Source organism: Peribacillus aracenensis (genome assembly GCF_025175645.1).
GTDB classification, from domain to species: Bacteria; Bacillota; Bacilli; order Bacillales; family DSM-1321; genus Peribacillus; species Peribacillus aracenensis.
Window position 1 is genome coordinate 96,248 of sequence record NZ_JANZMJ010000001.1, and the last position, 11,699, is coordinate 107,946.

The following is an 11,699-nucleotide window of genomic DNA, read 5'->3' on the forward strand; positions in this document are numbered from 1 at the left end:
TATTAAAAATATCGGCAATACTCATCATACCAGAAGATTAGGAAAAAAGAATACGGAAATCATGTTTAAATTATGGTTCCGGATGGGTAATTGAATGACAACATAACTATTTTAATATAAGGAGGGGTTACTATGGGATACATAGCACCTGTCACACAATTTGATTATATTCAATATGCTAACCGGACTGTAAAAGCTGCAGAGAAAGTAAGAATTGTTAAAGGAACGGCACCCATTCAACCTATCCGTTTTGATCAGATGTTGGAAAGGGAAAGGGAAAGCATTGGAGGATTACTACAAATTCAAGGTAACAATCGGGTAAGTACATATGGAGCAGGCACATATAAAGATCAAATGTGCATGAAGGCAAGTGAAGATTTTACGGCCGGAATGACAGGAAAAGGAAGGTTTATCAACAAAAGTGTCTAGTTTCTCCATGAAAGACAAAAGAGGACACGTGAAGTGTCCTTTTTGTATTGATTTTTTTTAAAGAATGTCAATTTCCACGATTAGAGCTAACAATAGTTGCAGTAATAGTTGGATGTTTAAAGCGACTTGTGCATCAGTGGTTGTAATGTCGATATCACGGCTGTTTTCAACAATTGTTTTTTGGCGCGTGATTTGTTGAACATTAGAAGATTGTATTAATTCTTGAGTGATCCGATCAGCATTATCAGAATCTGAAATGGAAATGCTTACGATGACCGCGATAGCAGCTTGTAGGGCAGTTTGTAGAGAAAGGGCCGCTTTAACATCCGTTGAAGTGACATTTACATTACAAGAATCTTTAATGTAAATAAGTTCTTCAGAAAGCTGCACTTGATTATTATCCTGTTTTGCCTCTTGGTCAATCTGTGTTTCCTCCTCGTTACAGAATCCTGTCAGGGGATGTCTGGAAGCGGAATCTAGAGCTGACCATGATCTTTCAGAATCATCATGAGTGTTACAATTGCTACGATATACATTTTGGTTCATGTTGTTTTTTCCTCCTTAGGTTTTATTCCCTATTAAAATATGCTTTGATGATTAATCGGGTTGGACGAATAAATCAGTTAATTCGTCTATTTTTTAAATACTTAGAGAAAGTATTAGTGTGTGGGGGATGAATAATAAAGAAGCTGGAGCTTTAGGAATGAAATGTATGTGCTGCTATGTCTCGTTTTCTTATTTCTCGCCAGCAAGTAGGGTGATATGGTGCGTCATTTATTTTTGGAATCCGTGAATTTATTGTGAATGGAATTTGTAACTGGATTAACATCATGTTCCGTGATGTTCTTTTCTTGGTTAATGATTTTTTGTGATTGTTCTTGTAAATGACGAATGGTTTCTTTAAGGTTGTTTTTTTCTCTCTCAGTTAGATCGACTTTTTCCTTTTTGAAACCATATTTTCTCATAGTCCTCGAAACCAGCAGTTCCATCAGTCTTTTTTGAGACTCCTCCAGATTAAAATCATTGTTACCCATAAAATTTTCCCTCCTTCTTGCTTTCTATATATAGAATATGTATTTTTGCGGAGATTGCCATTGAACGCAAATGTTTTTTTTTTATAAAATAATATATAAGTCCATGGACGAACAAAAAAGCTGTCCAATCAGAAGACTGAAAGGACAGCTTTTTTTATCGTAAAATGGTTTTCTTCATCGTTTTATGGGGAATGCCAGCATCCATGAATTCGTCGGAAACGATCTCATACCCTAATTTTGAATAGAAAGGGATAGCATGCACCTGGGAATCAAGCTTCAATTGAGGCACTTCCTGCTGGATGGCGTATTCCTCGATGGCATTCATGATCATGGCGCCGGCACCATTCCTACGGCCCGAGGATAGTACACAAATGCGCTGTACTTTACCGATGTTTTCAATGACCCTGAAGCGGCCGGCACCAATTGGCTGCTGCTGCTCATCATATAAAACGAAATGTGTGGACTCTTTTTCATATTCATCGATCTCTTCTTCAAGAGGGACGTTTTGTTCCTGGACGAACACTTTTTTTCGGATCAAATATGCATTTTCAAGCTCTTGGCTGTTCTCTGCGATTTTTACAAACACGAAATCATTCAGCTCCTAATCTAAATGTTTCATAAACGGTCCATGCCCCGTCTTCAAGTTGATAAAGCAAGTGAACTCGTTTAACCTCTTCTTCATGGCTGATGTCAAGCATGCTTAATTGGCCTAAAACATCAGAATGCTCATTATCCGATAAATCTTGAGCGATGGTAATATGCGGGACAAATGCATATTCACTTTCACTTTTTATGAAGTCCTCATTGTTAAGTGCATCATGAAGCTCTTGAAGCCCTTCGGATAATTCCACTTTGAAATAAATAGTATTGCTTACGGGTTGGAAAGACTTCGTTTTCGTAACGCTCATCGTAAAAGGGCTGCACTTTTGAGCAATGCCTTTTAATTGTTCCGCGATTGTTGAAATTTCCATGTCAGTCGCTTCGAACGTTGGTTTAAGCGTCAGATGCGGTGGTATGAACGCATATTTCGTATCATACCGTTTGCGATAGGAGTTAGCTAAATCTTGAAGTTTTTTTGAAGGGAAAATTGCAACACCATATTTCATAATAAAACCTCCTGATATTTTTTTATTGTTGTATTATAGTTGGACATGTTTTTACTTGAAACCATCTCAAAGAGATGATTTCGAGTAAATTAGAACATTTCCAATAGTGCTCGTTTTAAATCTGCCTGCCAGTATTTCCAGGTATGATTACCTTCAAATTCTTCATAGAAGCAAGGAAATCCTTTTTGGTTTATTAATTTATGCAATTCCCTATTTGGTTCTATGAAGTTTGCCTTGTTGCCCTCAGTTGTCGGAACAGCTGTTTCACCGGTCCCGATCACATGATAAAGTTCGAGGAGATGCGGATCCTCAAAATTACGTACAGCGTCCATTACTGCTTCATTGGCAAGTGGCGACTGCATGATGCATTTCCCGAATGTATGCGGGTATTGCAAAGCGGCCAATAAAGAAACTGTACCTCCAAGAGAGTCACCGATCAAAGTTCGACCATGTCCCATTTGATAGGTTGGGAATTCATCATCTAAAAACGGGACAAGTTCATGGGCAAGAAAACGTATGTATGCAATGTGCTGTTCCCCGTCCGGATGATATTTGCGCCTGCGGTCAAAGCGGTCTTTATAGGGAATGCCGACAATGATGATATTCTCAATCTCATCGTTCCCTAACAGTTCATCTGCTACCCGACCAATTCGGCCCATTTGAAAATAATCACGGCCATCCTGAGCAATCACAAGCGAATATTTATACAATGGCGAAAAATTAGCAGGCAAGTAAACAAGCAGTTCCAATTCTTCAGCTAAAGCTTCGCTTTTAAACATGTACTCTTTAATTGTGCCTTTGCGTAAACTCATTTTCCCGCACCTCAATGATAAATAATAATGAAAAACAACTTACTTGATTATTTTAGCATAGCCTTGCGACTTTTTCCCGTGACAAGAATTTAGAATATAAAATTTTCGTTATATTTTCTAAAAATTTAAATTATAAGGTGCTATAATACAAGGATATAGAAAAATAATACAAATAAGGTGGCGAATAAAATGGCAGATGTACATGTACACAGCAGGGAAGTAACAAAGGCAGCTAAACGAACATTATTGGAGCGTGGTGTCAGTGTAGAGGCAATTGCAAAAATCGTTTATGAATTGCAGATCCCGTATAAAGCTGATCTTAAGCTGGAGGAATGCATCCACAGCGTTGAGCGTGTCCTGTTGAAAAGGGAAATTCAACATGCCATTTTAGTCGGTGTGGAGCTGGATAAACTGGCAGAGCAAAAAAAGCTATCAGAACCCCTGCAATCGATTGTTGAGTCTGATGAAGGGCTATTCGGAGTGGATGAAACGATTGCCTTTGGAGCAGTACTCGGATACGGAAGCATTGCTGTAACGACATTTGGCCATTTGGATAAAAATAAAATAGGCGTCATACACGAACTCGATAAGAAGCAAGAAGGAATCGTGCATACCTTCCTGGATGATATCGTTGCAAGCATTGCCGCGAGTGCCGCCTCAAGGTTAGCTCATCGTCTGAGGGATGAAGAAGAATCGTTAACTGAACAGGAAAAGGACATCCAGGAAGAGGAAGAGTTAATAGGTTGAACCTTGATTAACAATCTTCATCCAGACCTGTCAAACCTGGTCTTAATGATGCGGGCAGAAAGGATATTGGCTACTTTAAATGTCCGTTTTGTCTGCCTTAGAAAACAGAATGCGTGAATATGGCCTGGATAAACCTCAAGCACTTGAATTTTCCGCTGCGTAATCTTACCTTGTTCGGAGAGATAAATTATCTCCAATGGAGCATTTTCTTCCATATGTTTACGAAGTATATATTTCATTCCCTGTCACTCCTTTGCTGACTTGCTTGCTATCATTATATGCGAACATACGTTTTGTATGCAAGTGAAAAGGGAACGTTGGTTCTTCTTTTGTGTTGAGATAAAATATTTCCTTCCCAATTAGTCATTACATACGACAAGTTAGCTCAGTGGGAGATCACTTCATTGACGGGGAAGGCTGGTCGTTTTTCACTCTACATAAAATTAACGATTTCAAGTTAATAAAGCTTACGAGATGAGAAGTTGTCGTGTATCGATACTATTAGTTCAAACCTTAACGACTTTACCAATAATAAACTTCTGAATCACTTTTCTTTCTATTTCAAGAAGGGGGAGGTGATTTTTTGTTGATTAATTGGCTTTCAAAAAGAAAGGGAGACAACTCTCAGTGGTTGCAAAAAGCCTTTTAATGGACTGGGTAAGATGGAATGACTCAAATAAAGATCTTACCCCAAGGTTGCTCAAAGGGTTAGCCATAAGGGTACTCCGTCAACGTTTATTCTTCCCATTTTGTTCGGGATTGTGAAGGGTGGCTAATGTTTTGTAACTTCTTCTAACGGTCCCCGCAAAAGTACAATAGCCGCTTCTTCATCATGCCAAACTGAAGTGCATTATGCTTCATCCCATTGTCAGATGATAAGAGAGAACCTGTTTCCACGATTAACATCCACAAGAATCCCTTCCTTATTATTAGTCTCTTAAAGTGAATTTTTGCTAAATGGAATGTTGCTTACATTTGGATATCCATTTTATAAATCATTGAGCGCCGAGTATAGTACTCAGGGTAACGTTGTTTACGTCAGGTAGATGAAACTGAAAACGGTCTCAATAGTCATTACATCTAGGCAGGTGCTAATAAGGGGAGCTGGGTGTTAGTTTTACCAACTAACGGGAATCAAAGGCGAGATGGAGCCAATTATGGTCAGCAATCCTTCTTTTGGATTTGTTCACTTTCATTGTTGATATTGAACAAATAAAAAGGCTGTTTTCGCATACTTTGTTGCTATTTACCAAGTAAAGCGGTGTGGTTGATTTCCTCTACAGATGCTCGCTTTCCGCGGGGCGGGCGGTGAGCCTCCTCGGCGTAAACGCCTGTGGGGCCTCACCTGTCCCGCTGCTCCCGCAGGAGTCTCGCACTTGCGCACCAATCAACCTTAAATCGTTTAGTTTTTAAAAACAACAATCTTTACGAAAAGAGCCAATAAAAAAGACCATTTATTGTGTTCTTTTTTAGTGTTTCTTAATGAACTAGCTTCCTGAAAGTTAGTGTTTGAAAAAAGTTAAGAAGTTAACTTTCTACTATTACTTCACCCTCTTTTGTTAACAACCGACCTTCTTGAAAACGTATACTAACCAGTAGATTTTTGCTGTTTTAATTAGATATATTTTTACTTTTGTACCATATTGTACAAACCCCTTTCCTTTTAATGAATAAAATAACCAGAAAATAAAAAAAGGAAAAGGTGATTATAATTAAAAATCATTATACTATTTCACATTGTAATTCCTTTGTAGACACCACATATCTTAATAAGAAATGTGATCAAAAAAAGCCGGATGATTGTCATAGTTGTCACAAGAAACACAATGATTGTATATGTGATCAAAAGAAACCGGATGATTGTCACAGTTGTCATAAGAAACACAATGACTGTATTTGTATTCAAAAGAAACCGGATGATTGCCATTGCTGTCATAAGAAGCACAATGACTGTATTTGTATTCAGAAGAAACCGGATGATTGCCATTGCTGTCATAAGAAGCACAATGACTGTATATGCGATCAAAAGAAACCGGATGATTGTCATTGTTGTCATAAGATGCACAATGACTGTGTATACGATGAAAAGAAAACCGATGAATGTCATTTGTGCCAGAAGAAACATACTGATTGTCACTGTGACCACAAGAAACATAATCTAGTGAGAGCATCTGCGTTCAGGGCTAATAAGAACACACCACAACTTTACAAAGAAGCGGGTACGCCCTCAGTAAAGGTTTTATACCAAACTGAACAATTTGATTTAGCAAATGAATATAATCCGCATATATCAACATTTATTCCAACTGAGAATGGAATTTATGAGATAACCGCAAAAGTCTCATTTTGTCCGTCAAAAAGAAAAAGTGATAATTACTCAAAAAACAAAAAAGATAGTTGCAAATGCGATTATTGCAAAAAAAATAGTTGCGACTGTGAGTATTGCAAAAAAAGTCATTCTTCAAAAGACAAAAAAATACCTTCTTCAAAAGAAGGATATGCCGCCTCCATTTCAATTAACGTAAACGGAGATGATATGGATATTGTTAATGACTTCTTTAGAAAATCAAGACCTATTGGACTATCGGTTACTACAATCCTTCAGTTACAAGCAGGAGATCGGGTACAAGTAATATTTAGCGCAGGCGCAAACGGAGAAATTTTAGCAGAGGCACCTTTAACCAACTTTCAAGCTGCTAGATTCCCCTCTCCTATGTAAAAATCTTTTCCTGTCTTTTCTTTGCTAAAATCTTTGATTGAGCACATAGACATCATATTTGTTAATTAAAGTTGAGAAAATCTTATATGTAGGAGCCTAGGATTCTCCTCATAAATGGTTAGTTGGATTCTATTCTGAGAAATTTTTGGGTCAGATCCTGCTGGCTTCTTTTCTTCTTTGACTTTGTTCAAAAAAAGGTTATCGGGAAAAATAGTAAATTCTATTGAACAAGTTCTTAAAAACAATGACCATATTCAGTGTCAGCTCCCAGTGTTATGACTAAAATAAAGACAACAACAGTATCGGACTACAAAGAAAAGATCCCTTCTCAATTGGGCTTCTTTACAAAAATCTGGAGATAACGGATTTAGGGAACTCATTAAGATGTAATGGTTTAAATATTGAACGAATTCTTACAAGCTTTCAACTTTCAAGGATTAACTTCCCAGGCCAATTTACGATAAAAACTTTTTTAGCAAAACTACTTGTTTTATTTTGAATACCACTATATAATAAATCTTGTCCAGTAAAGAAGTCAGCAACTAATTAAGGTTTAAAAGCAAGCTCTAAAGAGCTTGATTTACATATTGACTTGTTAGCTCAGTGGGAGAGCACTTCCTTGACAGGGAAGGGGTCGTGGGTTCGAATCCCTCACAGGTCATCAACTACCAAAGGCTCAAATCCTTGATATAACAAGGATTTGGGCCTTTTTTTGTTTTCAAAGATATAGTTCATAATATATTATTACTCAATTGGTGCGGATAGAGCAGCATTTAAACGTATTACAGGACGAGGCAAAGCCCTTTCGCTTATTCAGCTAACGATGGTGGTTAAAAAGAAGACCATCTTTTAGGATTTTCTTTAAAAGGTACATAATCATGTTCTTCAGAAAAATCCACTTTACTATAATGTGTTGGGTTACCTTTACTGCCAAATACCATGCACGGAAATTTTTAACTGTGTGATTTTAATATGCCTACAGTTTATTATATTGATAAAGGAAGAAGAATTTAATCTACTACTAGAATGAAGTAAGTCTTTAAAAGGGAAGTGATAGTTAAATGCTTTATATAAGCGATATCGAAGAGATAATTAATAACACATTAAACGAGCACAATTTGGATATTATTCATGAATTTGACAATAGTCTAAGTGCGCCTATGAGTTATAACGTATCGACCAATACTATAAAATTCAATTACCTTCAAGTTAACGGTTATAAAGGGAAAATTAGAATTAAAGAGACAGAGGAAGACTTTGTTAAAATTATTCTTTATCGTATGATTGGTTATTATTTAGATTTTAAGAAAAACAAACATGATTTAAGGATTTTAATGTATGGTCACGAAGAAGAAAAAGAAAAGCTAAAATCTGAAATAGAAACTAATGCTTGGGATTATGGGAGAACATTAGTACCTGAACAACTATTAGAGTCATATGATAAAGTTCGTGAATTAGATAAAATGCTAATAAAATAATGTACTCTAAGAAAATGGAGACCCGATTTTAAACTAAAACAAGAAAAAGAAGCCTCCTTGGAGAATCTCTCTGGATCTGACTTTTGATTGAGGAATTAAACTGATATCCAATAAGACAAGACCCAGAGAAAGAGGAGTTGTCTTAGCAAGCTTGATGAATAATCAAGTAGAAAATCACGTTCAAAGTTGTGCTCAATTTTTAAGAGAAAACATGGAAAAGCATATCGATTACTTGACTAAAGAAATACACTGGACTGAACATACTTCTGAAGAATGAACAACAAATACTAGATAAAGAGGAAAGAGAATTATTGTTTGAAGTGGGCTACAGAAAACGATTGCGTAGATAAGTATTATGACCTGCTCATCCAATGATTTGTTCATAGCAGTAATTTTTATATAGCAGACCATAATTACGCAACCAAACTTGAAGAAATTTAATCGATAACAATTTCTTGCAAGCATCCAAATCTATCCGCATAACATTGACGGTTTCTGTTAATACCATCAACGATTAAACAATTCCTAAAAGAGCCCTTGTGGTATATAAATACCAATCGCTACACCTTTGCTTATATCCATTATTTTTAGCAGTTCATTTTTTTCTAATAATGGTTATTTTCAAAGTGGTTCCAAATTAGCGCGGCTATCTTTTTTTGTACTTATGGATTTAAAATGAGAGAAATCTTATACCTGCTGTCATCTTGTTCACTTCAGCAGTTATATGTGTTTATCTATCCATCCTGGCAATATTTCGGTGATGTTCTAAATATTAGTTTTGAATTTGAGTATGAATAAAAGAAAGGAAACTGATTAGATTTCTTATTACCCAAACGGGTGCTTCCCAAAAAGGTTAATATCTTATTTATAGTTAAGGACAAAGGAGAGGACTATGGAAATAACGGTTAGACAAGTAGATAAAGAAGAAGTTTGGGAATTAAGGCATAAAGTTATGTGGGCAGATAAGCCCTTTGACTATATAAAATTAGAAGACGATGATTTAGGTATTCATTATGGGCTTTTTAAAGGAGATGATTTGATTTCTGTCATCTCACTTTTTATAAACAATAGAGAATGTCAGTTCCGTAAATTTGCAACCCTTCAACTAGAACAAGGTAAAGGGTACGGAAGTACATTGTTAGACTATATTATAAAGGAAGCACAGAACAATGGCGTGAAGAGAATTTGGTGTAATGCCAGAAAGAATAAGGTGGATTTTTATAAAAAGTTTGGCTTACAAGAGACTAACTCCAGCTTTATGAAAGAGGGTAAATCCTACGTTATAATGGAAGCTTATGTGCAGTCAATTATGGGGATTACCTGATAATATGCATCTAGTGACCTCTTCATCATTTAATCCCCTATATGTCAAAACTACAATTACCCTGATATTTTAATTACTAAACCCGTTTACACTATTAGCTTAAAGGGAAAATGGTTGTTTTTTTGTTAATTAATATTGTTAGGATTTCTACTTAAACTAAAGGGTGTTCACTCATCGGGTAAGTTTACGGCAACCATTAATCGTATTACTAAAAGGGGTTCGAGCAGACTACGTCATTCTCTGTATCTTGCCGTACTATGCGGCATAAGAAGTTCAAGGAACAAAAAGCTTAAAGCATTCTATGATAAGTAAAAAAATCAGAAGGAAAACCGGCCAAAGTGTCAATCGTTGCCTGTATGAATAAGTTGCTTCATTGGATTTATGCTTTATTAAAGAGAAAAGAAACGTTCCTAGATTTAGCGTAATTAACGGTTTTGTGAAACAGAGAAAAATCCTTCCAAAAGGGTTTTGGAGGGTTATTTGGCATGGCCAAAAATAGTATATCATAAGGGAAATGAAAATATTAGAGAAAGATATTGACATCCTATTAGCTGGTTTACTTCATTATTAGGAGCTGATCAGCAGCCCTTTTCTTATGGCACTAAAGGGGCAGGGTATTGAAAGAAGGAATTCGCAATCAAAACTAGAATTTAAATTAATAACTAATGGGATAGGAAGGAGATTCTTATGATAATAAAGGGTTTTGGAGGAATCTTTTGGAGGACTAAAAATCTAGAGGATATAAAAAAATGGTACAGTAAAGTCCTGAAAATTGAAATTGAAAATTGGAATGGCACCATTATTACACCACAATCAGGCAATGAAACTATCTTTTCCTTCTTTTCTGAAAGTGACCGCTATTTTCCGACAGAACAACAAGTGATGTTAAACTTTCAAGTGGAAAATTTGGATGACAGTATCAAACATCTAGAAAAAGTGGGTGTTCCCCTTGTTATGGAAAAGACGATTAATGAATTTGGAAAGTTTATTTGGATTGAAGATCCAGAGGGAAGACGTATAGAGCTTTGGGAGAAGTGATGGATAATAATAAATATTGTTGTTGAACTAAAGGGTGCTTTAGTTCAGTAAGCTTACAAACAATGTCCGTTTATATCGGTCCATTTCTTAGCGGTGTTAATGATTATGTCCTTATCATGAACCATAGGAAAAAGCTCTCCGGAACCGGACAGCTTTTTTTGTATTATCAAGTATCAACATATACCACAGTGACTGAAGACTAATTCGATAGAGAGACTTAGCCAACAGATAACGAATAGCCTAATAAGCCTTTTTAATATGGCTCCAACCTTCTTGTAAAGACTTCCCGTCGATACTGGATTGTACGCGAAAACAGCCTATTCAAAAATCTGGGCAGGTTAGTTGAAGATCATTTTCAATAAAATGACATATATAAGCCGTTTCCATACAAAGATGTTGTAATATAAAAGGACAAGTAGGAGGTTGAGAAGATGAAAACTTTTGAATTAAAATCAGGAACAAAAGTAATAATAGATGAAAGTAGAATAGTAATAGAAAGAACAGGTGGAAAAAGTGCAATGAAGGGTTTGCTTGCAGGGCGAGCAATGGGGCAAATGACCATAAAAACGTCAGCAGTGACTGGGTTAATTCACTTTGCTGACTATTTAATGATTTGTGCTTTTGGACTCCCTACTCCTAATGACTTTAAATTATCCAGCGTGGCAGAGATAAAACAATACCCTAACTGTATTGTGGCAAAAGAAAGTGAATTAGAAGAGTTATATCAATTTCTCAATGGATTTATCAAGTAATGATTCGATAAAAGGCTTACCTTTAAGGTAAGTCTTTTTGTTTTGAGGTTTCCATATAGGAAAATAAAATACAACTGCTTTGGTTTTTGAAAAGGTAATTTACGTTATAGTTCAAATACAATTGGTTGTCATTTGAGCAATTAATAAATCGAAGCTCCTGTTCCCTAACTGGTCAGTGGAAGAAAATGAAACGATTAGTCACCATGATAATTTGTAGCAGGCCACCTGCTCACCATCTTGCTCATACACGTGCTAACATA

General features: G+C 36.1%; 14 protein-coding genes, 1 tRNA gene and 1 pseudogene. 10 read left to right on the forward strand and 6 right to left on the reverse strand.

What is annotated here, in order from left to right; translation table 11 throughout:
- Positions 1-132: 132 nt before the first annotated feature.
- The gene (locus tag N0M92_RS00470; protein WP_260284026.1) at positions 133-429 is read left to right on the forward strand and encodes a hypothetical protein; all 297 of its coding nucleotides are present in this window, start codon (positions 133-135) and stop codon (positions 427-429) included.
- A gap of 57 nt (positions 430-486) precedes the next feature.
- Here N0M92_RS00470 and N0M92_RS00475 read toward each other — a convergent pair whose 3' ends face one another.
- The 5 genes from N0M92_RS00475 to N0M92_RS00495 all read right to left on the reverse strand — a co-directional run bounded on the left by N0M92_RS00475 (position 487) and on the right by N0M92_RS00495 (position 3,381).
- The gene (locus N0M92_RS00475; RefSeq protein WP_260284027.1) at positions 487-975 is read right to left on the reverse strand and encodes a spore coat protein; all 489 of its coding nucleotides are present in this window, start codon (positions 973-975) and stop codon (positions 487-489) included.
- 224 nt (positions 976-1,199) lie between these two features.
- Complete coding sequence (locus N0M92_RS00480) at positions 1,200-1,463, reverse strand: hypothetical protein (protein ID WP_260284029.1); 264 nt, start codon at positions 1,461-1,463, stop codon at positions 1,200-1,202.
- Between the two features lie 154 nt (positions 1,464-1,617).
- Positions 1,618-2,049 (reverse strand): GNAT family N-acetyltransferase, encoded by a 432-nt coding sequence (locus tag N0M92_RS00485; RefSeq protein ID WP_260284030.1) that lies wholly within the window; start codon positions 2,047-2,049, stop codon positions 1,618-1,620.
- A gap of 4 nt (positions 2,050-2,053) precedes the next feature.
- Positions 2,054-2,569, reverse strand: a complete 516-nt coding sequence (locus tag N0M92_RS00490) for a YjcG family protein (protein WP_192203739.1) — start codon at positions 2,567-2,569, stop codon at positions 2,054-2,056.
- Positions 2,570-2,658: 89 nt separating this feature from the next.
- Positions 2,659-3,381, reverse strand: coding sequence for an alpha/beta hydrolase (locus N0M92_RS00495; protein ID WP_260284031.1), 723 nt, complete (start codon positions 3,379-3,381; stop codon positions 2,659-2,661).
- 189 nt (positions 3,382-3,570) lie between these two features.
- Between N0M92_RS00495 and N0M92_RS00500 the strand changes: the two genes are divergently transcribed.
- On the forward strand, positions 3,571-4,128 hold the full coding sequence (locus N0M92_RS00500; RefSeq protein ID WP_192203741.1) for a phosphatidylglycerophosphatase A family protein: 558 nt from the start codon (positions 3,571-3,573) through the stop codon (positions 4,126-4,128).
- A 17-nt stretch (positions 4,129-4,145) separates the two neighbouring features.
- Here N0M92_RS00500 and N0M92_RS00505 read toward each other — a convergent pair whose 3' ends face one another.
- Entirely contained in the window at positions 4,146-4,367 is a 222-nt protein-coding gene (locus N0M92_RS00505) for a hypothetical protein (protein WP_260284032.1), read from the reverse strand.
- 1,587 nt (positions 4,368-5,954) lie between these two features.
- Here N0M92_RS00505 and N0M92_RS00510 point away from each other — a divergent pair.
- From N0M92_RS00510 to N0M92_RS00545, 8 genes and pseudogenes are all read left to right on the forward strand, one after another.
- The gene (locus N0M92_RS00510) at positions 5,955-6,290 is read left to right on the forward strand and encodes a hypothetical protein (RefSeq protein WP_260284033.1); all 336 of its coding nucleotides are present in this window, start codon (positions 5,955-5,957) and stop codon (positions 6,288-6,290) included.
- Positions 6,290-6,847, forward strand: coding sequence for a hypothetical protein (locus N0M92_RS29390; protein ID WP_260284034.1), 558 nt, complete (start codon positions 6,290-6,292; stop codon positions 6,845-6,847). The genes N0M92_RS00510 and N0M92_RS29390 overlap by 1 nt, the downstream gene beginning before the upstream one ends.
- Positions 6,848-7,436: 589 nt before the next feature.
- A tRNA-Val gene (locus N0M92_RS00520) sits at positions 7,437-7,508 on the forward strand.
- 400 nt (positions 7,509-7,908) lie between these two features.
- Entirely contained in the window at positions 7,909-8,325 is a 417-nt protein-coding gene (locus tag N0M92_RS00525; protein ID WP_260284035.1) for a hypothetical protein, read from the forward strand.
- Positions 8,326-9,217: 892 nt separating this feature from the next.
- Entirely contained in the window at positions 9,218-9,649 is a 432-nt protein-coding gene (locus N0M92_RS00530; RefSeq protein ID WP_397443790.1) for a GNAT family N-acetyltransferase, read from the forward strand.
- Positions 9,650-9,814: 165 nt separating this feature from the next.
- Positions 9,815-10,074: pseudogene (locus N0M92_RS00535) on the forward strand (transposase); the annotation flags it as partial.
- Positions 10,075-10,339: 265 nt separating this feature from the next.
- Entirely contained in the window at positions 10,340-10,687 is a 348-nt protein-coding gene (locus N0M92_RS00540; protein ID WP_260284328.1) for a VOC family protein, read from the forward strand.
- A 431-nt stretch (positions 10,688-11,118) separates the two neighbouring features.
- Positions 11,119-11,439, forward strand: coding sequence for a hypothetical protein (locus tag N0M92_RS00545; RefSeq protein ID WP_192203754.1), 321 nt, complete (start codon positions 11,119-11,121; stop codon positions 11,437-11,439).
- The last annotated feature ends 260 nt before the right edge of the window (positions 11,440-11,699 follow it).

Excerpts from the sequence above, each read along its gene's own strand:
- N0M92_RS00470 (WP_260284026.1), top strand. The coding sequence starts at position 133 with ATGGGATACATAGCACCTGTCACACAATTTGATTATATTCAATATGCT.
- N0M92_RS00475 (WP_260284027.1), bottom strand. The coding sequence starts at position 975 with ATGAACCAAAATGTATATCGTAGCAATTGTAACACTCATGATGATTCT.
- N0M92_RS00480 (WP_260284029.1), bottom strand. The coding sequence starts at position 1,463 with ATGGGTAACAATGATTTTAATCTGGAGGAGTCTCAAAAAAGACTGATG.
- N0M92_RS00490 (WP_192203739.1), bottom strand. The coding sequence starts at position 2,569 with ATGAAATATGGTGTTGCAATTTTCCCTTCAAAAAAACTTCAAGATTTA.
- N0M92_RS00495 (WP_260284031.1), bottom strand. The coding sequence starts at position 3,381 with ATGAGTTTACGCAAAGGCACAATTAAAGAGTACATGTTTAAAAGCGAA.
- N0M92_RS00500 (WP_192203741.1), top strand. The coding sequence starts at position 3,571 with ATGGCAGATGTACATGTACACAGCAGGGAAGTAACAAAGGCAGCTAAA.
- N0M92_RS00505 (WP_260284032.1), bottom strand. The coding sequence starts at position 4,367 with ATGAAATATATACTTCGTAAACATATGGAAGAAAATGCTCCATTGGAG.
- N0M92_RS00510 (WP_260284033.1), top strand. The coding sequence starts at position 5,955 with ATGATTGTATATGTGATCAAAAGAAACCGGATGATTGTCACAGTTGTC.
- N0M92_RS00525 (WP_260284035.1), top strand. The coding sequence starts at position 7,909 with ATGCTTTATATAAGCGATATCGAAGAGATAATTAATAACACATTAAAC.
- N0M92_RS00530 (WP_397443790.1), top strand. The coding sequence starts at position 9,218 with ATGGAAATAACGGTTAGACAAGTAGATAAAGAAGAAGTTTGGGAATTA.
- N0M92_RS00545 (WP_192203754.1), top strand. The coding sequence starts at position 11,119 with ATGAAAACTTTTGAATTAAAATCAGGAACAAAAGTAATAATAGATGAA.